We start from the raw sequence: 20847 nt of genomic DNA on the forward strand, positions 1-20847 counted from the left end.
GGCCGGCTGTGCGTCGGCGAGTAGGTTTCTCGGCATGTCTGCACCGACCGTCGGATTCGACCTCGACATGACCCTGGTGGACTCCCGCCCCGGCATCGCCGCGGCCTACCGGGCGCTGACCGCGAGGACGGGCGTTCCGGTGGACGCCGACCTGGCGGTGTCCCGCCTCGGCCCGCCGCTGCGCACCGAGATCGCGCACTGGTTCCCACCGGAGCAGGTCGAATCGGCCGTCCTGCTGTACCGCGAGCTGTACCCGGCGTACGCGATCACCCCGACGGTCCCGATGCCCGGCGCGCGGGAGGCCATCGACGCGATCCGTGCCCGGGGCGGAAGGGTGCTCGTCGTCACCTCCAAGATCGCCCGGTTGGCCCGGCTACACCTGGACCACCTCGGCCTGGTGGTGGACGAGCTCGCCGGTGACCTGTTCGCCGAGCAGAAGGCGACCGCCCTGCGGGAGCACGGCGCGACCCACTACGTGGGCGATCACGTGGCGGACATGGTGGCGGCGGGGGTTGCCGGCGTGCCCGGAATCGCCGTGGCGACGGGCCCGTGTTCCCCGGATGAGCTGCGTGCGGCGGGGGCGAGCGTCGTGCTGGACGATCTCACCGGATTCCCAGCGGCGCTCGACGGCATGATCCAGCTAGCCTTGGAGCAGTAGCGGCTCAAGTGAAGCAGGGGTTTTCAGGTGCCTACGGGTCGAGTGAAGTGGTACGACACGGCCAAGGGATACGGCTTCGTCACCAGTGACGAGGGCGGTGACGTGTTCCTGCCCAAGGGCGCGTTGCCGGCGGGCGTCACCGACCTCAAGGGTGGTCAGCGGGTCGACTTCAGCGTGGTGGACAGCCGCCGTGGCGCCCAGGCCATGGGCGTGAAACTGCTGGACGCGCCGCCGTCGATGGCGGAGCTGCGGCGCCGGCCGGCCGAGGAGCTGCACGGCCTCGTCGAAGACATGATCAAGGTGCTGGAGGCGAAGGTCCAGCCGGACCTGCGTCGGGGCCGGTACCCGGACAAGAAGACCGCGCAGAAGATCGCTCAGCTGGTCCACGCGGTCGCGCGCGAGCTGGAGGTCTGAGGCACCAGCCCGGCGGTGGCGGCGCGGTCGAGGAGCGCCGTCACCGCGGCGAAGCCGGCCGCACCCAGGTCGGCCGTGAACTCGTTGACGTAGAGGCCGATGTGCCGGTCCACCACGTCGAGTTCCATTTCCTGGGCATGCGCGAGGACGTACTCCCGGCTGACCGTCGGGTCCGCCCAGGCCTGCCGGACGGACTCGCGGATCCAGCCGGCGGCGGCCTCCGGGTCGACCGCGCCGCGACGGGCCAGGATCGCGCCGAGGGGAATGGGCAGGCCCGTGTCGGCCTCCCACCACTCGCCGAGGTCGACGAGCGCGGTCAGGCCGTGCCGGTGGTAGGTGAAGCGGGCCTCGTGGATGACCAGGCCCGCGTCGTAGCGGCCGGCCGCGACGCCCGGCATGATCTCGTGGAACGGAACCACCTCGATCCGAGCTGGCGGCCGTCCGGCCGACCAGAGCCGGAACAGCAGGTACGCGGTCGTCCGGTCGCCCGGCACGGCCACCGTGGCGCCGGTCAGGTCGGCGCGGTCACCCCGGGTGAGCACCAGCGGCCCGCACCCGCGACCGAGCGCGCCACCGCAGGGCAGCAGGTGGTAGTCGTCGAGCAGCCACGGCAGCGCCGCGTAGCTCACCTTCACCAGGTCGAACGCGCCCCGCTCGGCCGCCGTGTTGGTGACGTCGACGTCGGCGTAGGTCACCTCGACCGGCGGTGCGCCGGGCACCCGCCCGTGCACCAGGGCGTCGAATACGAACGTGTCGTTGGGGCAGGGCGAGATCGCCAGGGAGAGCGCCACGCCCTTCACGTTAGCCCCGCCCGCGCGGCCGGTCGGTGCGACCCCGTGCCTGGTGATCCGCGACAAACCAGACCGGCGCCGACTCCTGCCCCTCCGGTGCCCCCGTCCAGGTGCGAGAGGTCACGTCGCTCGGTGTCGAGCTGCCCCGGATGTGGGGTGAGGGGGCACGGGCGGCGGTGGTGGCGGGTGGTTAGGTCGGTCCCTGTCGAGCTGCTCCAGATGTGGGGCGCAATCGCGCCAGCGGCGGCGGGTCGTGGCGGTGTTTGATGCCTATGCCGTGCCCGCCCGTGCCCGTGCTCGTGCGGTGCCAGTGCGCGTGCGGTGCCAGTGCTCGTGCGGTGCCCGTGCCGTGCCTGTGCCGTGCCTGTGCCGCTCGTGCGGGTGCCCTGCCTGTGCGCGCTGTGGCCGTGGCGGTGGGGGCGTTCGGTTGTCGCGGTGGTCAGTGGATCCGGGTGGTCGTGGTGGCGGGCGGGGGCGATCCGGGGTGTACCGCCCTTCGGGCGATCGGCCGCGCCCCACTTCTGGGGCAGCTCGACAGGGGCCGACCACCACAGGGATACCCACAGCCCAAGCGCGTTGTCCACATGGTTATCCACAGGCGTAGGGCGCGCTGTTGACGACGCTCGCCGTGCGGAAAACCATGGACGGGTGGGGATCAGCGGGGATGCGATCGACGTGGGGGCGGTGCTGCGCGATCTTCGTCGACGTGCAGATCTGAGCCAACGGGAGTTGGCCGATCGGTCCGGGGTCCCGAAGAGCACACTGGCCCGGATCGAGGCGGGGCGGGGCGGCGAGCCGGCGTTTCGCACGGTGGCGCGGCTCGTCGGAGCGGCAGGGGGCGAGCTGGCGATCCGGCTGCACGGCGAACCGCCGCTCGGCAAGTTCGCCGATTCGGGCGGCGTGCCGCTGGGCATGCCTGTCGACGAGCCGCGGGACGAGGCCGACCGTCGGTACCCGGCGCACCTCGATGTCCGCCGGGTACGGACCCTCAAGGACTGGCCGGGCGCGTGGTGGGCGCATTCGTACACTCTTCCGCAGAGATCGTGGCCTCTGCGCGTGCCGGAGCTGACCTACGACCTCGACCGGGCTCGGCGGGACCGGCGGCGGTGGCGGCAGGAGGCCCGCGCACGGGTGACTTTCCGGCGTGCGGGCGAAGACGTGCCGGCCACCTCTTGGCGGTTCGTCGCCGAGCTGCCCGGAGCGGGACCGGTCGGCGAGCTGCGGGCTCATGAACGGAGCGTCGACCTCCTCCTCGGCGACGAATTGGACGACCGGCGTGAGGTGGTGCTCGAGGGTGTTGTCGTCGCTCCGGACCTGCGGTTTCTCGGTATCGGACGGCGGCTGGTCGAGCTGTTGGCCAAGGAGATGGCGCGGGCCGGCCTTCGTGCCGCCCACGCGGTCGCCGAGTTCGGCAACGTCGATTTTCTCCTCGCCTGCGGATTCGAACTTCGAGCGAGCAGACCGTCGGCGCTGATGCTCGACGTCCGAGGCGCGCCCGGGGTCAGCCCAGTGCCGCAGCCGCCTTCGTCAGCGCGGTGAGGGCCTCGCGCAGCCGCCAGGCGTCGCGGTCGCGCGGGCCGATCGGGTTGGAGATGGTGCGCAGCTCGGCGAAGGGCACTCCGGCCTGGGCGGCGGCGACGGCTACCCCGTACCCCTCCATGGCCTCGGCCACCGCCTCCGGATGCCGCCGGCGTAGCTCCTCGGTGCCGGCGGCGGTGCCGGTGACGGTGCTGACCGTGAGCACCGGGCCGATCGTGGCCATGGGTAGGGCGGCTCGCAGCGTTGCCAGTAACGCCGGGTGTGCAGGGACGACGCTGCCGCCGCCGAGCAGCGCGGGTGGCATGCCCAGATCCTCGATGCCGATGAAGCCGTCCGGTGAGTCGGCGCCCAGGTCGGCCGCGATGCTCGCGGTGCCGAGCACGGTGTCGCCGACCGCTGCGCGCCCGGTGAAGCCGCCGGCCACGCCGGCACTGACCACCGCACGGTACGGCCGACCGGCCGCCTCGGCCAGGGTCAGCAGCCGCGCGGTGGCGGCACCCGCGACGGCCGGGCCAACCCCGACCGGGGCGACGGTCACGTCGGTGGCGGTCAGCCCGGCCTGTACGGCGTCCGCCTCGGCCGGCACCGCGGTCACCACCAGCAGACCGCTCACGAGAGCGAGCCGGGGGACTCGCGGCGGGTCTCGTCGTCCGCGCCCCCACCCGGGCCGCCGACCGACGAAGAGGGCCGGTAGATGTGGTAGCCCGGCGGCGCGAGCCCCGCTTCGTCCTGCCGCTGCGACGTGGCCTGAGGTGGCGCCGGCGAGGTCGGTGCGACGGTCTCGGGCGCGACGGTCTGGGGCGCGACAACCTCGGGCTCGTCCTCGGCCAGTTCGTCGTCACCCAGCGGCCGGCCGGCCAGCTTCTCGGTGCGTAGCCGAGCGGCGACCAGCACTCCCCGGACGGCGGCCACGATGCCCACCCCGGCGGCGACCGCGATGCCGGTCCGGCCGGCGAACGGCACCAGCCCGAGCCCGCCACCGGCGACGAAGGCGAGCATGAGCACCGTCTCGGAGTGGGCGAAGGAGCTGGCCCGCAGCCGCTCCGGGATGCGCTCCTGAATCGAGGCGTCCACGGCGAGTTTGGCCACTCCGCTGACCAGCGCGGTGACCAGGCAGAGCAGGGCCACCATCAACAGCGAGAACTGGATGACGGCGAGTACCCCCACCCCCGCCACGATGATCATGCTGCTGGACTGGATGGCGGTCGGCCGGTGGATACGCAACCGGGTGCCGACCGCGGTCGCCAGGAAGCTGCCGACGGCCAGGGCGCCGCCGATCAGCCCCAGCGCCCACTCCGCGCCCAGGTCCCGCCCGAACACCCCGGTGGTCAGATCGCCCTTCTTGATGGCGAACGCGAGGAAGAGCAGCAGAAAGCCGTACACGGCCCGCAGGGTCGCGGCGCCGATCAGGGTGGCGATCACCAGCCGTCCGGCGGGCCGACCCCGGCCCAGCGGCCGGTCCGCGCGGCGGCCCAGGGCGCGTAGCGCGCGAGGGACGCGCTCGGGTGGCTCCGAGTCCGCCTTCGGGGGCAGCCGCAGCGAGATCACCATGCCGATCAGGAAGATCACCGACGCGACCCGCAGCGGCCACTGCGGCCCGAACCAGAAGGCGGCCAACCCGATCGGGGCCACCAGCGCGCCCGCCACCGTGCCGTACACGCTGGCCCGGGCACCCACCTGGGAGAGGCCCAGCCCTTCCGGCAACAGCCGGGGTACCGCCGCCGAGCGGGCCACGCCGTAGGCGCGCGACAGCGCCAGCACACCGAACGCGGCCGGATAGAGCCCGAAGCCGTGGATGTAGTCCGAGATCAGCCAGGCCAGGAACGCCCGGCCGAGCATGGTGGCGGCCAGCGCGTACCGCCGGCCGTGCCGGAAGTGGTCCAGCAGCGGCCCCACCACGGGCGCGAGCATCGCGAACGGCACCATGGTCACCAGCAGGTAGAGCGCGACCTTGCTGCGGGCCTCACCCAGCGGCACGTTGAAGAAGATCGTCCCGGCCAGGCCGATCGCGATCAGGGTGTCACCCGCGCAGGAGAGCGCGTGCAGGTCGAACAGCCGGACCATGCCGACCTCGCCGCCGGCGCCCCGCGCGCGGGCATGACCGGCCCGGCGGGTCACCCAGCGGCCGCTGCCCACCGAGCCGCGCAGGAGCAGACGGATGGCCCGAATGCCGGTGCCGACGGTCCGCCCGAGGAGGGAACGCCCGGAGTGGGAGTACGGCGGCATGTGCACCATCCTCGCCCATCCGACGCAGGTGTGCCGCATCAGTCGCGGCGAAAGGTTCCCCGGGAGTCCCTGTCACCCCTGCGGGGAGCATGGGGAACAATGGTCTGGTGACCAGGCCCGCCTCCACCCGTGCCGCCCGTCTCGACCAGGTCTGCGCCGCCGCCGTCGAGGTGGCCCGTGCCGGCATCACCGAGGTGGACGCCGACGACGTCGGCGACCACCTGCAGGTCGTGTCCGAGGGCGATCGGCTGGTCACCCACTACTTCGAGTGTCGCCTCGCCGGCTACCGCGGTTGGCGGTGGGCGGTCACCGTGACCCGCGTCCCGCGCAGCCGTACGGTGACCATCTGCGAGACGGTGCTGCTGCCCGGTCCGGACGCGCTGCTCGCGCCCGGCTGGCTGCCCTGGCAGGAGCGGCTCAAGCCCGGTGACCTCGGCCCGGGTGATCTGCTGCCGACCGCTCCGGAGGATGAGCGGCTGGTCCCCGGCTACCTGCTCTCCGACGACCCGGCGGTCGAGGAGACGGCCTGGGAGCTGGGTCTCGGTCGGGCCCGGGTGCTCTCCCGGGAGGGTCGGGCCGACGCGGCGCAGCGCTGGTACGACGGCGACCACGGCCCGACGGCCGCCATCTCCACGGCCGCGCCGGCCGCCGCCCGCTGCGGCACCTGTGGCTTCTACCTCCCGTTGGCCGGGGCGATGCGGGCGGCGTTCGGCGCGTGCGGCAACTTCTACGCACCCGACGACGGCCGGGTGGTCAGCGCCGACCATGGTTGCGGCGCGCACTCCGAGACGCTGATCGAGGCCGCCGAGACCGCGGTCGAGGACCTACCAACGGTGTACGACGACAGCGCCGTGGAGGCCATGTCGGTCAGCCGTGCGCCGGGTTCGGTCGAGGCGGGGGAGCCGGCGGAGCCGTACGGGCACCCCTGAGCGGCGCTCCGGCGCGGGCCGGCGCGTTCAGATCGCCCGGCGGCGGCGTCGGTTGGCGTCGTGCCGCAGCATGACGGCGAGCCCGGGGAAGCCCCACAGGAAACCGGCCAGGCAGGTCCAGAGCCAGTTCTCGTGATGGTGCTCGGTCAGCCAGCCCCGGAAGAACACCAGCAGCACCAGTCCGACGACCGCCCAGGCGATCAGGCCGGCGACGGCGAACGGCACCATCGGCGGGTCCAGCGGCGCGGGGCGCGGTGGCTGGTCGTTCGGCATCGGGCAAGCGTACGCGATGCACTTCCCCTGCCCGCCAGCGATCTGGGACGATGCGCGCGACAACCGGAAGATCACCTGTGAGGTCCTCATGGCAGTAGCGCCGCCCGAGAACGACACACCTCCCAACCCCGCTCAACCGCGTAACGGCTTCGACCGGTTCTTTGAGATCTCCGCCCGCGGCTCAACGTTGAGTCGTGAGGTACGAGGTGGTCTGGCGACCTTCTTCACGATGGCGTACATCGTCGTGCTCAACCCGCTGATCCTGGGCGGCGCGGTCGACGGCGACAACAAGACTCTCCCGATTCCGGCGCTGGCCGCCGCGACGGCGCTGGTCGCCGGCCTGATGACCATCCTGATGGGTGTCGTCGGCCGGTTCCCGCTGGCGCTCGCCGCCGGTCTGGGCGTCAACGCCCTGGTGGCGTACGAGATCGCTCCCGAGATGACCTGGGCCGACGCGATGGGCCTCGTGGTGATCGAGGGTGTGATCATCGCGCTGCTGGTGCTGACCGGTCTGCGTACCGCGGTGTTCCGGTCGGTGCCCACGCAGATGAAGACGGCGATCGGCGTCGGCATCGGCCTCTTCCTGACCATCATCGGTCTGGTGGACGCCGGCTTCGTCCGGCGGCTCCCGGACGCCGCCAACACCACAGTTCCGGTCGGCCTGGGCGTCGGCGGCAAGCTGTTGAGCTGGCCACTGCTCGTCTTCGTGGTGGGCCTGCTGCTCACGCTGGTGCTCGTGGTGCGCCGGGTCCGCGGCGCGATCCTGATCGGCATCCTCGCGTCCACCGTGCTGGCGGTGATCGTGGAGGCGATCGGCAACATCGGCCCGTCGTTCGTCGACGGCAAGCCCAATCCGAAGGGCTGGGCGCTGAACGTGCCGGAGTTGCCCAAGACGGTTGTCGACGTGCCGGACCTGTCGCTGCTCGGCAAGTTCAACGTGCTCGACTCGTGGGGTCGGGCCGGCTGGGTCGTCGTGCTGATGTTCATCTTCACGCTGCTCATCACGGACTTCTTCGACACCATGGGCACGATGGTGGCGGTCGGCCAGGAGGGTGGCCTGCTGGACGAGCAGGGCACCCCGCCGAGGGCCAAGGAGATCCTGCTGGTCGACTCGATCGCGGCGGCGGCCGGCGGTGCGGCCAGCACGTCGAGCAACACGTCGTACATCGAGAGCGCGGCCGGTGTCGCGGAGGGTGCCCGGACCGGCGTGGCCAACCTGGTCACCGGCGCCCTCTTCCTGCTGGCGATGTTCCTGGCGCCGCTGGTGGTGATCGTGCCGTTCGAGGCGGCCTCGACGGCGCTGGTGGTGGTCGGTTTCCTGATGATGACCGCGGTACGGACGATCGACTGGTCGGACTACGAGATCGCGATTCCCGCGTTCCTCACCATCGTGCTGATGCCGTTCACCTACTCGATCTCGAACGGGATCGGTGCCGGTCTGATCACCTTCGTGGTGGTCAAGCTGGCCCGGGGCAAGGCCCGGGAGATCCACCCGCTGCTGTACGGGGTGGCCGCCCTCTTCGTGCTGTACTTCCTGCGCGGGCCCATCGAGTCGCTGGTGCTCTGACAGGTGTCGTCCGGGCGGGGAGTCGATGGTGACTCCCCGCCCGGAACTGCACAAACATCCCCGTGAGCCTGGTCATAACAGATGTCGTTAGCCAGGCTCATTAGTTAAGCTAACTAACGTGACGGAGCGGACGGTGACGGCGGAACGCGTGCCACCGGCGCAACTGGCTCCCCAGTTGCGAGATGCGATCACCCGACTCAACCGGCGGGTCCGACGGGCCCGGCCGGTCGGCGACCTCACGGTCACCCAGGTCTCCGCGCTCACCAGCCTGCGGCTGGCGGGCGGGATGACGCCCCGGGAACTGGCCGAGATCGAACGGGTGCAGCCACCGACGATGACCAAGATCGTCGCGAAGTTGGAGGACCGTGGCCTCGTGCGGCGGACCCCCCACCCGACCGACGGCCGGCAGGTCATCCTCGCGGCGACCGAAGGAGGGCAGGCCGTGCTCGACCAGTTCGAGCGGGCCCGCGACGAATGGCTGGCCCACCGGCTGGCCGCGCTCGACGAGGACGAACGGGAGACCCTGCACAGGGCCGCCGAGATTCTCCAGCAGCTCGCTCGCGCCTGAGCCCGCGCCCGCGCCACCGGGCCGTGCCGTCACCTGACGATGACGCGTACGTCCTTGAGGAGGCGCACCGAGAGTGCAGGCCAAGCTGAGCACGATGTTCCAGTCCCTACAGGTCCGCAACTACCGCCTTTTCGCATCCGGGCAGCTGATCAAACTGATCGGCGTCTGGATGATGTTCATCGCCCAGGACTGGCTCGTCCTCGAGCTTTCCGACAACTCGGCCACCGCGCTCGGCGTGGTCACCGCCTGTCAGTTCACGCCGGTGCTGCTGCTCACGCTCTTCTCCGGCCGCCTCGCCGACCGGTACGACAAGCGGGTCCTGCTGTTCGCCGCGAACGCCTTCTGGAGCGTGCTGGCGCTCGGCATGTCCCTGCTGGTCCTCACCGACCTGGTCCAGCTCTGGCACGTCTTCGCGTTCGCCGCGCTCCTCGGCACGGCCAACGCCGTGGAGACCCCGGTCCGCCAGGCGTTCGTCTCGGAACTGGTCGGCACGCCGCTGCTGCCCAACGCGCTGTCGCTGAACGCCGCCGTCTTCAACTCCGCCCGGATCGTCGGTCCGGCAGTCGCCGGTCTGGCGATCGCCGCCTTCGACGTCGGCCCGGTCTTCCTGTTCACCGCCGTCAGCTCCATCGCGCCGCTGGTGAACGTCGTCCGGATGCGGACCGCCGACCTGCACCGCGACGCGCTCCTACCGCGCGACGAGCGGGCGTCCGCGAAGGTCGTCGACGGGCTGCGGTACGTGTGGCGGCGGCCGGACCTGCTGCTGCCGATGGCGGTGATGTCGGTGATCGGCATGTCGCTGTTCAACTTCCAGCTCACCCTGGCCGCGCTGGCGAAGACGGTGTTCAACACCGGTGCCGCCTCGTTCGGCCTGTTCAGCACCGCCCTTGCCGTGGGCGCGCTGGGCGGCGCGCTCAGCGGCACCGGCCGGCGCAGCCGCCCGTCGGTGTGGCTGGTGCTCGGCGCCGCGATCGGCTGCGCCAGCTTCGGCACCCTGGTCGGCTTCGCGTCGGCGTACTGGCTGGTCGTCGCGCTGCTGGTGCCCACCGGCTTCTTCATGGTCTTCTTCGCCCAGGCCGCCAACCAGCGCGTCCAGCTCGGCGTGGACGCCGCGTTCCGGGGACGGGTGATGGCCCTGTGGGTGCTGGTGTTCCTGGGCACCAACCCGGTCGGCGCACCGCTGATCGGCTGGGTGGCCGAGCGCTTCGGCGCCGGCGCGAGCATCTGGATGGGCGGGCTGATCTCGCTGGCCACCGCGCTGATCGCGCTGACCTGGCAACTGCGCCGCTCCGGTGCGCGGCTGCGCTTCCGGGTGCTGCCCATGCCCCGCTTCTACGTCACTTCCGCCGACTGCTGAGCCGCGCGCTCGGGCCCCCGCCGACCGCCGGGCAGGGGCCCCGAGCGTGGTCCCGATCGACGGATAGCGCGGATGCGGCCAAACCGCTGGCGAGGTGGCACGCCGGGGCTTAGCGTCGATACGTGGGAGTCGGACGCGCGCTGATGCTGGCCCTGGCGTTCCTCGCCATGGCCAGCATTCCGGCGGTGTTCGCCCTGCTCTTCTGCTACGACGAGATTCTCGACCGGGTGGTCTGCGGCTGGGCCGAGTGGCGGGAGCGCCGGCGGGAGCGACGCACCATCGCCCGCCTCGACCGAGCCATCGAAGCCGACGCGCTGACCCGGGACATCGACCTCAGCGAGTTCGACCGCACCGACCGTCGTCCCCTGGAACAGCTCGCGGCCGACCTGCGCCGCCTCGGCGGTCAGCGACTCGGCGGCATCGGCCGGCCGATGGTCTGGCACGGCGCGGTGGTCCAGGCGTACGACGACCGGCTCCGGCTGGCCTGCCGCGCCCTGGGGATCACCGAACACCTGGCCGAGCTGACCGGCGTCGACCAGGAAATCGAGCGGGTACGCGTGGAGGGCGTGCTGCACGCCGCCGGGTTGACCCTGCCGGCCGCCCGAGCTGGCCACCGGCAACGCCACCGTTGACGGGTCGCCGAATGCGGCTGTTCGTCGCGGTCAACCCGCCCGTGGAGGCGGTCGACCATCTCGGGGCGCAGATCGCGCGGTTGCGGGTCGGCGCGGCGGCGGCCGCTGGTGCCCGGGTGCGGCTCGCCGACCCGGCGGACCTGCACCTCACCCTGGCGTTCCTCGGTGACGTCGAGGCCGCCCGGCTGGTCGACGTGGAGAGTGCGCTCGGGCTCGCCGCCGACTCGTTCCGCGCCGGCCTCGATGCCCCGCCCCGGCTGCGTCTCAGCGGTGGTGGCGTGTTCGGTGACGGTCGGCGTACGGTGCTCTGGGTGGACGCCCAGGGCGATGTCGAGGCGCTGCACGGCCTGGCCCGGCTGGTCCGGGACCGGCTGCGACGCGCTGGGGTGGCTCACGACGACAAGCCCTTCCGCCCGCACCTGACCGTGGCCCGGCCCGGGGACCGGATGGACCCGGCCGCCGTCGAAGCCGACCGCACCGCGCTGGACGAGTACGCGGGACCGGAGTGGCCGGCGACCGAGCTGCTGCTGATGCGCAGCCACCCCGGGTCGGGACGCTCGCGCTACGACCGGCTCGCCGCCTGGCCGCTCTGACTCGGCGCGCCCGCCTGAACGGCCTTGATCGACTCGGGTTCGTGGAAGTCGGGGTGTTTTACGGGTGCTGACAGCGCGACTTCCGTGAACCCGAGTCGATCAAGCGCGGAGCGTCAGGAGGACTCTCGGGCGGCCGGACCGCTGCCGAAGAGCACGTCGTCCCAGCTCGGCAGCCGCTTGCGCGGCTTGCCGCTGGCGTCGGTGGACTCGCCGCCGGCCGCCGCAGCGGCCGCCGTGCCGGTGCGTCGGGGCCGCAGCACCGCCAGCGACGGCACGGCCGGGACCTCCTTGGGCGCGTCCGAGTCGTCGTCGAAGGCCGACCCCTGGCCGCCGCCGAGCAGCGCGGCAGCGCCACCGCCGACCGGCCGCTGCCGGGGCGCGTCGGACCCGGCCAGAGCCGCCGGAGTACGCGGTTCGAGCCCGCGACCCGACGAGCTGCCGAGTGGACGGTCCAGCGAGGCGAGCAAAGCGTCCCGGCCGGCCCGGATGGGATCCCGGCCCGGTCGCGGGTGCTCGGACGCCGCCGGCAACCCGTGCCCACCCCGACTCGGCTCACCGCGCGACGGACCGGGCAGGCCGTGCCCGCTCCGCTCCGGCGCCGGCTCCTGGCCGAGGATCGGCGTGGGCCGCTCGGCGCACAGATATTGCGCCATGTCGTCGTGCGGCGTGACCACCTGCCGGGCCTTGTCCATGTCCCAGATGGCCTGCGCGGTGGCCTTGCCCGACGGCCAGGTGGCGATGATCCGCCAGGTGCCGTCGTCGCGCCGGTACGCGTCCCAGGAGATCTTCTCGGTGTCGATGCCGTGCTGGCTCAGCCGACCGTTGACCACCTCGGCGAGCGGAGTGGGCTTCTCCGCGCCCTTGAGGCGGGTGCGACGGGCGTGCTGGGCGAGCATGGCCCGCTCCTGGAGCACCGGGCCGGCGTAGCGCAGGACCCGGTCGACCGGCACTCCGGCGATCCGGGCGACGTCCTCGGCCGACTCACCGGAACGGATGCGGGCCTGGATGTCCCGGGGGGACAGTGAGGGAATCGGGTCGACGGTGCTCGGTGCCACCGCGAGCGGCGGGGCACCCGGCTCGGGGTGCATCACACCGGCGATGCGCTCGTCGATCGGCAGGGCGAGCAGTCGCCCGACCTCGTCGGCGAGCACCAGGGCCTGGCCGTCCTCGGAGAGGGCGACGAAGCGTACTGGGCGCATAGCGTTGCCTCCGTCCCGCTTCGCTGGCCGCACGCCACGAGTCGGCCACCCAGGCGTCTCGGACCACCGTACGCGCATCTGTCTCAGGGTGGGGGAAGCGACACCCGCATGTCGTGACTGAGCTGCGGCAATGATCACAGTGGGTGTCCGTCGAGGCGTCAACGGACACCCACCGTGACGAAGCTCAGAGGCGCTCGACCACGTAGTCGATGGAGGCGGTCAGAGCCTCGACGTCGGACGGCTCGACGGCCGGGAACAGCGCCACCCGCAACTGGTTGCGGCCGAGCTTGCGGTACGGCTCGGTGTCGACGATGCCGTTGGCGCGCAGCGCCTTGGCGATCGCGGTGGCGTCCACCCCGTCGGCGAAGTCGATGGTCGCGACCACGTTGGACCGCAGCGCCGGGTCGGTGACGAACGGAGTGGCCACCGTGGACCGCTCCGCCCAGCCGTACACCGTGGCGGCGCTCTCCGCCGTGCGCTTCGCCGCCCACGCCAGGCCGCCCTGCGCGTTCATCCAGTCGGTCTGCTCGGCGGCCAGGAAGATGGTGGCCAGTGCCGGAGTGTTGTAGGTCTGCTCGAGCCGCGAGTTGTCGATCGCGGTCACCAGGTCGAGGAAGGCCGGGATGTAGCGCCCGGACGCCTTGACCTCGGCGGCCCGGTCCAGCGCGGCCGGCGACATCAGGGCCAGCCACAGGCCACCGTCGGAGCCGAAGCACTTCTGCGGCGCGAAGTAGTAGACATCGGTCTCGCCGACGTTGACCTCCAGGCCACCCGCGCCCGAGGTGGCGTCGACCAGCAGCAGCGACCCCTCGTCCGCGCCGGCCACCCGGCTGATCGGTACGGCCACGCCGGTCGAGGTCTCGTTCTGCGGCGTCGCGTACACGTCCACGCCGGCCTCGGCGACCAGGGCCGGGGCGCTGCCCGCTTCGGCCTTGCGGACCGTCGGCTCGCCCAGGAACGGGGCGTCCTTGACCGACTTGGCGAACTTCGCGCCGAACTCGCCGAAGCTGGCGAACTGCGCCCGGTCGCGGACCAGGCCGAAGGTGGCGACCTCCCAGAACGCGGTGGTGCCGCCGTTGCCGATGACGACCTCGTAGCCCTCGGGCAGGGAGAAGAACTCGGCGATCCCGGAGCGCAGCCGGGCCACCTGGTCGCGGACCGTCTTCTGCCGGTGCGACGTACCCAGGTAGCTGGTCGCCACCTCGGCGAGCGCGGACACGGCCGCCGGACGGACCTTGGACGGGCCGCAGCCGAAACGGCCGTCGGCGGGCTTGATCTCGTCGGGAATCCGGATGATCGGTGCGTCAGCCACGGTTCTGAAGATCCTTCCGCAAGGGCGAGGGCGGGCCCGGCGACACTGCCGGCCCTCATCCTCGCACCCGTCGCGATCAGTCCGGCCGCTGGTCCCACGACCGGCCATGAGGCGTGCGCCACAACGCGCCCTGCCGAAAGGAAGGGCCCCTTCCTATACGCGAGGCGTTAAGAAGGTGCCCTTCCTTACACCTCAGACGCCGTGCGGGACGGCGCCCCAGCCTTCGACGTCGGACGGCTTGCGGGTTTCCGGGCCCACGTAGCGGGCGGACGGCCGAACCAGCCGCTGGAGGCGCTTCTGCTCCAGGATGTGCGCGCTCCAGCCGCCCATCCGCGCGCAGGTGAACATCGACGTGAACATGTGCGCCGGCACCTCGGCGAAGTCCAGCACCACGGCCGACCAGAACTCGACGTTGGTGGCCAGCACCCGGTCCGGGCGGCGGGCCTGCAATTCGGCCAGGGCGGCCTTCTCCAGCGCCTCGGCGATCTCGAAGCGCGGCGCGCCCAGCTCCTTGGCGGTGCGCCGGAGCACGCGGGCGCGCGGGTCCTCGGCCCGGTAGACCCGGTGGCCGAAGCCCATCAGCCGCTCGCCACGGTCGAGGACACCCTTGACGTAGCCCTCCGCGTCGCCGCTGCGCTCCACCGCCTCCAGCATGGTGAGCACGCGCGACGGCGCGCCACCGTGCAGCGGGCCGGAGAGGGCGCCGATGCCGGACGAGATGCAGGCCGCCGCGTCGGCGCCGGTGGAGGCGACGATGCGCGCGGTGAAGGTGGAGGCGTTCAGGCCGTGCTCGGCGGCCGAGATGAAGTACGCGTCGACGGCCTTGACGTGCCGCGGGTCCGGCTCGCCGCGCCAGCGCTTCATGAACCGCTCGACGATGGTCTGCGCCTTGTCGATCTCCTTCTGCGGCACCGCCGGCAGGCCGAGGCCGCGAGCGGACTGGGCGACGAAGGAGAGCGCGGTCACCGACACCCGGGCCAGGTCCTCGCGGGCCTGCTCGTCGGAGATGTCCAGCAGCTGGCTGAGGCCCCAGTACGGCGCCAGCATGGCGACCGCCGACTGCACGTCGACCCGGATGTCACCGGAGTGCACCGGCACCGGGAACGGCTCCGCGGGCGGCAGGCCCGGCCCGAACCGGCCGTCGACCAGCAGCGCCCAGACGTTGCCGAATGAGACCTGGCCGATCAGATCCTCGATGTCGACCCCGCGATAGCGCAGCGCGCCACCCTCGCGGTCGGGTTCGGCGATCTCGGTCTCGAAGGCGACGACGCCCTCCAGACCGGGTTTGAAGTCGGCCATGTCGCTCTCCTGGATCTGGTCGGTGCGCCCGATCAGCTGATCCGGCCCGGTCGGCCGAGCGCCTTAGGCGACCCTCAGGGATGTGTTCGGAACATCTTGCCTGCTGGGTAACCGGATACGCGACCCAGTGCGACTGTGCTGCACGCGACATCTCAGGGCGCGCATTCTCCGCGCCGGTCGGTGAGACTGGGCGAAGCGGTCTGGCCAGCGCGGGAGGGTGCCGGTCAGCACGCCGAGAAGGAGTGGGGACGTGACGGGCGACACACCAGCCCCGGCTGCGATGCGTAACGAGTACGCCGCGGACCTGGGCCTGACCGAGGCTGACCTGGCCGCCGACTGGTACACCCAGTTCGACAGGTGGTTCGCCGACGCGGTGGCTCACGGGCTGCCCGAACCCAACGCCATGGTGGTGGGCACGGCCGACGCCGCCGGCCGACCGAGTGGGCGGACGGTGCTGCTCAAGGGGTACGACCCGGAGGGCTTCGTCTTCTTCACCAACCACCTGTCCCGCAAGGGCGTCGAGGCGGCCGGCAACCCGTACGCCAGCCTGGTCTTTCCGTGGTTTCCGATGCAGCGGCAGGTGGTGGTCGCAGGAGTGATCGCCCCGGTCGAGCGGGCGGTGACCGAGTCGTACTTCGCCAGCCGGCCGCGCGGGTCGCAGGTGGGCGCGTGGGCCAGCCCGCAGTCGTCCGTGGTGCCGGACCGGGCCACGTTGGAGGAGCGCTACCGCGAGGTGGCCGAGCGGTACGCCGACGAGAGCGCCATTCCGCCACCGCCGCACTGGGGTGGTCTGCGGGTCCGGCCGGACTCGGTGGAGTTCTGGCAGGGCCGGTCCGGTCGGTTGCACGACCGCCTGCGCTTTCGTCGCGTCGACGGAAGCGACTGGATCGTCGAGCGGCTGGCGCCGTGACCGGTGTGCAGGAGGCCCGGCCGCGCGGAGCGCGCCGCTGGGCGATCGACGTCCGCCCGCTGGGCGTCCCGGCGTACCGGCGGCTGTGGCTCGGCAACACCGTGGCGATGTTCGGCTTCCAGTTCACCGCCGTCGCGGTGCCGGTGGAGATGTACGCCCTCACCCGGGACTCGTTCTGGGTGGGCCTGCTGGGCATCGCCGCGTTCGTACCCCTGCTGATCTTCGGGCTCTGGGGTGGCGCGGTCGCCGACGCCCGCGACCGCCGTGCGGTGCTGCTCGGCGGCTCATTGTTGCTCTGGGCATCCACCCTCGGGCTGCTGGTCCAGGCGCTGCTGAACGTGGGCAGCCCGGTGCTGCTGCTGGTGTTGATGGCGGTGCAGTCGGTGGCGTTCGCGATCACCTCGCCGGCCCGCAGCGCCATGCTGCCCCGGCTGGTCCCGGACGACCTCGTTCCGGCCGCCAGCACCCTCAACTACACGACCTTCACCGCCGCGTCGGTCGCCGGCCCGCTCGCCGCCGGCCTCATCCTCGCCGCCTCGTCGGACACCCGGGTGGTGCTGCCGATCGCGTACGGGCTGGACGCGGTGCTGTTCACGGCGATGCTCTGGGCGGCGCTGCGCCTGCCGGCGCTGCCGCCCGAGCCGAGCGCCGACGGTCAGGTCCGCCGGGCCGGCCTGGCCAGCGTGATCGACGGTTTCCGGTACCTGGCCACCACGCCCGTCCTGCTGCTCTCCTTCGGCGTGGACCTGATCGCGATGATCCTGGCCATGCCGAGGGCCCTGTTTCCGGAGATCGCCAACGAGCGGTTCGGCGGGGGCGGCTCGGTCGGCCTGCTCTACAGCGCCATCGCGATCGGCTCCATGATCGGCGGGCTGACCTCCGGCTGGATCGGTCGGCTCCGCCGGCAGGGGGTCGGCCTGGTCGTCGCGGTGGTCGGCTGGGGAGTCGCGATCGCCGCCGCCGGGCTGGCCCAGCAGCTCTGGCTGATGGTCCTGCTGCTCGCCGTTGCCGGCGCCGCCGACCTGGTCAGTGCCGTACTCCGCCAGTCCATGCTGCTGGTGTACGCGCCGGACCGGATGCGCGGCCGACTCCAGGGCGTCAACACGGTGGTGGTGGCCGGTGGGCCCCGCCTCGGCGACCTGCGGGCCGGCACCATGGCCGCCGGGTTCGGCGGCGGGGTGGCCTGGGTCGCCGGCGGACTCGCCTCGGCGGTGCTCGTGGTGGTGCTCGCGGTCGCCTTCCCGGCACTGCTGCGGTACCGGGCCACGACGGCGTCGAGCGGCGACCGGTCGTGACCGGTTAGGGTCGCCGGCATGGACAGCCCTGAGCAGCGCCCCTTCTCCGGCGCACAGTGGACCATCGCCGCCGCGGGCCACGAGGCCGTCATCGTCGAGGTGGGCGGCGGGCTGCGGACGTACCGGCACGACGGCGTCGACCTGCTCGACGGGTACGGCGTCGACGAGGTCTGCCCCGGCTGCGCCGGACAGGTGCTCGCTCCCTGGCCGAACCGGATCCGGGACGGGCGCTACGTGTACGGCGACCGGACGCACCAGCTCTCGCTGACCGAGCCGGAGCGGCACGTCGCCATCCACGGGCTGGTCAACTGGGTGCCGTGGCGGCTGTTGGAGCAGTCCACGGACGCGGTGACCGTCGGCTACGACCTGCCGCCGCAGCCCGGCTACGAGTGGCCGCTGCGGCTGGTCAGCCGGTGGAGCGTGAGCGCGGACGGTCTGCGGGCCGAGCACGAGGTGACGAACGTGGGCGCCGAGGTCGCCCCGTTCGGCTTCTCCGTGCACCCGTACCTGCAACTGCCGGGTGTCGCCGTGGACGACCTGGTCATGCGGCTGCCGGCGCGTACCCGGATCATGGTGGACGGCCGGTTGCTCCCGGTCGGCGCGACGCCGGTGGCCGGCACCGAGTACGACTGGACCAGCCCGCGCCGGATCGGCGACGCCGAGTTGGACCTGTGCTTCGGCGAGGTCGTCCGTGACGCCGACGGCGGCTCATCGGTGAGCCTCGCGGCGCCGGATTCCTCGTCCGGGGTGAGCATCTGGGCGGACGCGGAGTTCGGCTGGTGGCAGGTCTTCACCGGTGACGCGCTCACCGGCGAGCGACACCGCCGGTCGGTGGCGATCGAGCCGATGACCTGCCCGCCGGACGCGTTCCGGTCGGGCAAGGACGTGCTCGCGCTGGGGCCCGGCACGACCTGGCGGGGTGCCTGGGGCATCCGTCCCGGGGCCTGATGGAGTTCGCCGAGGTCGTCCGCCGTCGACGGATGGTCCGCAACTACGACCCGGACCGTCCGGTCCCGCCCGACGTGGTGGACCGGCTGCTGGACCACGCCGTGCGCGCCCCATCGGCCGGCTTCGCCCAGGGCTGGGGTTTCCTGGTGCTGGAGGAACCGGCCGACCGGGAGCGGTTCTGGGCGGCCACCACGCCCGACGGCGGAGGCCGGGAGCGCTGGCTGGCCGGGATGCGCCGCGCGCCGCTCATCGTGGTGCCGCACGCCAACGAGTCGGCCTACCTGACGCGGTACGCGGAGCCCGACAAGGGCTGGACCGACCGGTCGAAGGACCGCTGGCCGGTGCCCTACTGGTACGTCGACACCGGCTTCGCCGCGCTGCTCATGCTGCTCACGGCGGTGGACGAGGGGCTGGGGGCGTGTTTCTTCGGGATCCCACCCCAGCGGCTGGCCGCGTACCGGGAGAGCTTCGGCGTGCCCGAGGAGTACCAGCCCATCGGCGCCGTCACAATCGGTTACCGGGCGGCGGACCATCGGTCACCATCGTTGCGTCGCGGTCGGCGCGGGATCGACGAGGTGGTGCGGCGCGGCCGGTGGAGCTGAGCGTGGCGTCCCGTTCGTCGGGTTGAGGATCGGACGAGCGATAGCGAAACTGACATCAGGGAGCAGAACGTCGCGTGCGCGGGGCCGCTAGGCTGGCACGGTCATCGGCGCCGCGCCGCGCGGCGCCCGCCGCGGCCCGGCTCGGCGCCGTCGGTCCGTCCGGTCTCGGGGAGGGGAGCGTGCCGTCGTGATCTTCAGAGCGGTCCGGGACGGGCGTCCCTACCCGGAGCACAACCTGACGCTCAAGCAGTGGGCGGAGATCCCGCCCCGTCCGCTGCGGCTCGATCAGTTGATCACCACCAAGCGCGAGTTGGCGCTCGACAAGCTCCTCGCGGAGGACTCGACCTTCTACGGCGACCTCTTCCCGCACGTCGTGCAGTGGAGCGGTGGCCTCTATCTGGAGGACGGGCTGCACCGCGCGCTGCGCGCCGCGCTGCAACAGCGCAACCAGATCCACGCCCGGGTCCTGGTGCTCTCCGGTACGGGCGATCCCGCCTGAGGCTTCGTTAAGGTGGCGGCATGACTGCCCTCGATCTGCTCGACCTGGACCCGTCGCTCACCGAGGAGGAGCGGCAGATCCGCGATGTCGTCCGCCGGCTGGTCGACGACCGGGTCCGCCCGCACGTCGCCGACTGGTACGAGGAGGGTCGCGTGCCGGCCCGCGAGCTGGCCCGGGAGTTCGGCAAGCTCGGGCTGCTCGGCATGCACCTGAGCGGGTACGGCTGCGCGGGCGCGTCCGCCGTCGCGTACGGGCTGGCGTGTCAGGAGTTGGAGGCCGCCGACTCGGGTGTCCGTTCGCTGGTCTCGGTGCAGGGCTCGCTGGCGATGTACGCCATCTGGCGCTTCGGCAGCGAGGAGCAGAAGCAACGCTGGCTGCCCCCGATGGCGACCGGCGAGGCGATCGGCTGCTTCGGCCTCACCGAGCCCGACCACGGCTCCGACCCGGGGTCCATGGCCACCCGGGCCCGCCGCGACGGCGACGACTGGGTGCTCACCGGCGGCAAGATGTGGATCACCAACGCGCCGATCGCCGACGTCGCCGTGATCTGGGCGCGAACCGACGACGGGGTACGCGGTTTCGCCGTACCCATGGAAACGCCCGGTGTCACGGCGCGCGAGATCCGCCGCAAGATGTCGCTGCGCGCGTCGCTGACCGGCGAGATCGTGCTCGACGACGTCCGGCTTCCGGCCGACGCGCAACTGCCCGGGGCCGTCGGGCTCAAGGCCCCGCTGAGCTGCCTTACCGAGGCCCGCCACGGCATCGTCTGGGGCGCCGTCGGCGCGGCGCGCGACTGCCTGGAAACCACCCTGGCGTACGCCACCACGCGCACCCAGTTCGGCCGACCGCTCGCCGGGTTCCAACTCACCCAGGCCAAGCTCGCCGACATGGCCGTCGAGCTGGTGAAGGCGCAACTGCTCGCGCTGCACCTCGGCCGGCTCGCCGACGCCGGCCGGCTGCGCCCCGACCAGGTGAGCGTGGGCAAGCTGAACAACGTGCGGGAGGCGCTGGCCATCGCCCGACAGTGCCGCACCATCCTCGGTGCCAACGGCGTCTCCGGCGAGTACCCGGTGCTGCGGCACGCGAACAACCTGGAGAGCGTGTTGACGTACGAGGGCACCTCGGAGATCCACCAGCTGATCGTCGGCCAGCGGCTCACCGGGCTTTCCGCCTTCGCCTGACCTGCCCGTTTACGCTTTCCGGCCGCTCGCCGCGCGGCTGTCGTACGGGGGCCGT

The 20847-nt window shown here is 72.3% G+C and carries 22 protein-coding genes; 15 read left to right on the forward strand and 7 right to left on the reverse strand.

Annotated features, from left to right (window positions below):
• Positions 1–34 precede the first annotated feature (34 nt).
• Entirely contained in the window at positions 35–658 is a 624-nt protein-coding gene (locus ACQP03_RS02660) for an HAD family hydrolase (protein WP_357123888.1), read from the forward strand.
• A 27-nt stretch (positions 659–685) separates the two neighbouring features.
• The gene (locus tag ACQP03_RS02665; protein ID WP_088986676.1) at positions 686–1072 is read left to right on the forward strand and encodes a cold-shock protein; all 387 of its coding nucleotides are present in this window, start codon (positions 686–688) and stop codon (positions 1070–1072) included.
• Here ACQP03_RS02665 and ACQP03_RS02670 read toward each other — a convergent pair.
• Positions 1033–1863, reverse strand: a complete 831-nt coding sequence (locus tag ACQP03_RS02670; RefSeq protein WP_357393074.1) for a 1,4-dihydroxy-6-naphthoate synthase — start codon at positions 1861–1863, stop codon at positions 1033–1035. The genes ACQP03_RS02665 and ACQP03_RS02670 overlap by 40 nt on opposite strands.
• 648 nt (positions 1864–2511) lie before the next feature.
• On the opposite strand from ACQP03_RS02670, the gene ACQP03_RS02675 reads away from it, so the two are divergent.
• Positions 2512–3402, forward strand: a complete 891-nt coding sequence (locus ACQP03_RS02675) for a GNAT family N-acetyltransferase (RefSeq protein WP_433460140.1) — start codon at positions 2512–2514, stop codon at positions 3400–3402.
• Here the strand turns inward: ACQP03_RS02675 and ACQP03_RS02680 are convergent.
• A complete protein-coding gene (locus tag ACQP03_RS02680; protein ID WP_357123895.1) occupies positions 3365–4015 on the reverse strand; it encodes a futalosine hydrolase in 651 nt (216 codons plus the stop codon). The two genes, ACQP03_RS02675 and ACQP03_RS02680, sit on opposite strands and share 38 nt — an antisense overlap.
• Positions 4012–5628 (reverse strand): MFS transporter, encoded by a 1617-nt coding sequence (locus ACQP03_RS02685; protein ID WP_357123898.1) that lies wholly within the window; start codon positions 5626–5628, stop codon positions 4012–4014. The genes ACQP03_RS02680 and ACQP03_RS02685 overlap by 4 nt, the downstream gene beginning before the upstream one ends.
• 89 nt (positions 5629–5717) lie before the next feature.
• On the opposite strand from ACQP03_RS02685, the gene ACQP03_RS02690 reads away from it, so the two are divergent.
• Positions 5718–6557 (forward strand): DUF3027 domain-containing protein, encoded by an 840-nt coding sequence (locus ACQP03_RS02690; RefSeq protein WP_357123901.1) that lies wholly within the window; start codon positions 5718–5720, stop codon positions 6555–6557.
• A gap of 27 nt (positions 6558–6584) precedes the next feature.
• On the opposite strand, the gene ACQP03_RS02695 is transcribed toward ACQP03_RS02690, so the two are convergent.
• Complete coding sequence (locus ACQP03_RS02695; RefSeq protein ID WP_357123904.1) at positions 6585–6830, reverse strand: DUF2530 domain-containing protein; 246 nt, start codon at positions 6828–6830, stop codon at positions 6585–6587.
• Positions 6831–6918: 88 nt separating this feature from the next.
• Between ACQP03_RS02695 and ACQP03_RS02700 the strand changes: the two genes are divergently transcribed.
• The 5 genes from ACQP03_RS02700 to thpR all read left to right on the forward strand — a co-directional run bounded on the left by ACQP03_RS02700 (position 6919) and on the right by thpR (position 11547).
• Complete coding sequence (locus ACQP03_RS02700) at positions 6919–8397, forward strand: NCS2 family permease (protein WP_357123907.1); 1479 nt, start codon at positions 6919–6921, stop codon at positions 8395–8397.
• A 118-nt stretch (positions 8398–8515) separates the two neighbouring features.
• On the forward strand, positions 8516–8965 hold the full coding sequence (locus ACQP03_RS02705) for a MarR family winged helix-turn-helix transcriptional regulator (protein ID WP_355049191.1): 450 nt from the start codon (positions 8516–8518) through the stop codon (positions 8963–8965).
• Between the two features lie 73 nt (positions 8966–9038).
• Positions 9039–10322, forward strand: a complete 1284-nt coding sequence (locus tag ACQP03_RS02710; RefSeq protein ID WP_357123912.1) for an MFS transporter — start codon at positions 9039–9041, stop codon at positions 10320–10322.
• 122 nt (positions 10323–10444) lie between these two features.
• Entirely contained in the window at positions 10445–10954 is a 510-nt protein-coding gene (locus tag ACQP03_RS02715; protein WP_357123915.1) for a hypothetical protein, read from the forward strand.
• 11 nt (positions 10955–10965) lie between these two features.
• Entirely contained in the window at positions 10966–11547 is a 582-nt protein-coding gene (gene thpR / locus ACQP03_RS02720) for an RNA 2',3'-cyclic phosphodiesterase (RefSeq protein WP_363660031.1), read from the forward strand.
• Between the two features lie 113 nt (positions 11548–11660).
• Here thpR and sepH read toward each other — a convergent pair whose 3' ends face one another.
• The 3 genes from sepH to ACQP03_RS02735 all read right to left on the reverse strand — a co-directional run bounded on the left by sepH (position 11661) and on the right by ACQP03_RS02735 (position 15357).
• Positions 11661–12746 (reverse strand): septation protein SepH, encoded by a 1086-nt coding sequence (gene sepH, locus ACQP03_RS02725; RefSeq protein WP_357123921.1) that lies wholly within the window; start codon positions 12744–12746, stop codon positions 11661–11663.
• 184 nt (positions 12747–12930) lie between these two features.
• Positions 12931–14058 carry a phosphoserine transaminase gene (gene serC, locus ACQP03_RS02730; RefSeq protein ID WP_357123924.1) on the reverse strand — a complete coding sequence of 376 codons (1128 nt, stop codon included), beginning with the start codon at positions 14056–14058 and terminating at the stop codon, positions 12931–12933.
• 192 nt (positions 14059–14250) lie between these two features.
• Positions 14251–15357 carry a citrate synthase 2 gene (locus ACQP03_RS02735; RefSeq protein ID WP_357123927.1) on the reverse strand — a complete coding sequence of 369 codons (1107 nt, stop codon included), beginning with the start codon at positions 15355–15357 and terminating at the stop codon, positions 14251–14253.
• A gap of 280 nt (positions 15358–15637) precedes the next feature.
• Here ACQP03_RS02735 and pdxH point away from each other — a divergent pair, with 280 nt between their 5' ends.
• The 6 genes from pdxH to ACQP03_RS02765 all read left to right on the forward strand — a co-directional run bounded on the left by pdxH (position 15638) and on the right by ACQP03_RS02765 (position 20792).
• Positions 15638–16267 (forward strand): pyridoxamine 5'-phosphate oxidase, encoded by a 630-nt coding sequence (pdxH, locus tag ACQP03_RS02740; RefSeq protein WP_357172036.1) that lies wholly within the window; start codon positions 15638–15640, stop codon positions 16265–16267.
• Entirely contained in the window at positions 16264–17562 is a 1299-nt protein-coding gene (locus ACQP03_RS02745) for an MFS transporter (RefSeq protein ID WP_357171975.1), read from the forward strand. Before pdxH ends, ACQP03_RS02745 begins: the two co-directional genes overlap by 4 nt.
• Before the next feature lie 18 nt (positions 17563–17580).
• On the forward strand, positions 17581–18510 hold the full coding sequence (locus ACQP03_RS02750; protein WP_433460148.1) for an aldose 1-epimerase family protein: 930 nt from the start codon (positions 17581–17583) through the stop codon (positions 18508–18510).
• Positions 18510–19112 carry a nitroreductase family protein gene (locus ACQP03_RS02755; RefSeq protein ID WP_357123936.1) on the forward strand — a complete coding sequence of 201 codons (603 nt, stop codon included), beginning with the start codon at positions 18510–18512 and terminating at the stop codon, positions 19110–19112. Before ACQP03_RS02750 ends, ACQP03_RS02755 begins: the two co-directional genes overlap by 1 nt.
• Before the next feature lie 187 nt (positions 19113–19299).
• Positions 19300–19611, forward strand: a complete 312-nt coding sequence (locus ACQP03_RS02760) for a type II toxin-antitoxin system VapB family antitoxin (RefSeq protein ID WP_357123939.1) — start codon at positions 19300–19302, stop codon at positions 19609–19611.
• Between the two features lie 20 nt (positions 19612–19631).
• On the forward strand, positions 19632–20792 hold the full coding sequence (locus tag ACQP03_RS02765) for an acyl-CoA dehydrogenase family protein (RefSeq protein ID WP_433460151.1): 1161 nt from the start codon (positions 19632–19634) through the stop codon (positions 20790–20792).
• The last annotated feature ends 55 nt before the right edge of the window (positions 20793–20847 follow it).

Origin of the sequence: Micromonospora sp. CA-248212, assembly GCF_050948405.1 — a bacterium.
In the GTDB taxonomy this organism is placed as follows: Bacteria; Actinomycetota; Actinomycetes; order Mycobacteriales; family Micromonosporaceae; genus Micromonospora.

What these genes read in the sequence shown, in the direction of transcription:
- ACQP03_RS02660 (WP_357123888.1), top strand. Translation starts at nt 35, where the DNA reads ATGTCTGCACCGACCGTCGGATTCGACCTCGACATGACCCTGGTGGAC.
- ACQP03_RS02685 (WP_357123898.1), bottom strand. Translation starts at nt 5,628, where the DNA reads ATGCCGCCGTACTCCCACTCCGGGCGTTCCCTCCTCGGGCGGACCGTC.
- ACQP03_RS02690 (WP_357123901.1), top strand. Translation starts at nt 5,718, where the DNA reads ATGGGGAACAATGGTCTGGTGACCAGGCCCGCCTCCACCCGTGCCGCC.
- ACQP03_RS02695 (WP_357123904.1), bottom strand. Translation starts at nt 6,830, where the DNA reads ATGCCGAACGACCAGCCACCGCGCCCCGCGCCGCTGGACCCGCCGATG.
- ACQP03_RS02700 (WP_357123907.1), top strand. Translation starts at nt 6,919, where the DNA reads ATGGCAGTAGCGCCGCCCGAGAACGACACACCTCCCAACCCCGCTCAA.
- thpR (WP_363660031.1), top strand. Translation starts at nt 10,966, where the DNA reads ATGCGGCTGTTCGTCGCGGTCAACCCGCCCGTGGAGGCGGTCGACCAT.
- sepH (WP_357123921.1), bottom strand. Translation starts at nt 12,746, where the DNA reads ATGCGCCCAGTACGCTTCGTCGCCCTCTCCGAGGACGGCCAGGCCCTG.
- ACQP03_RS02735 (WP_357123927.1), bottom strand. Translation starts at nt 15,357, where the DNA reads ATGGCCGACTTCAAACCCGGTCTGGAGGGCGTCGTCGCCTTCGAGACC.
- pdxH (WP_357172036.1), top strand. Translation starts at nt 15,638, where the DNA reads ATGCGTAACGAGTACGCCGCGGACCTGGGCCTGACCGAGGCTGACCTG.
- ACQP03_RS02750 (WP_433460148.1), top strand. Translation starts at nt 17,581, where the DNA reads ATGGACAGCCCTGAGCAGCGCCCCTTCTCCGGCGCACAGTGGACCATC.
- ACQP03_RS02755 (WP_357123936.1), top strand. Translation starts at nt 18,510, where the DNA reads ATGGAGTTCGCCGAGGTCGTCCGCCGTCGACGGATGGTCCGCAACTAC.
- ACQP03_RS02765 (WP_433460151.1), top strand. Translation starts at nt 19,632, where the DNA reads ATGACTGCCCTCGATCTGCTCGACCTGGACCCGTCGCTCACCGAGGAG.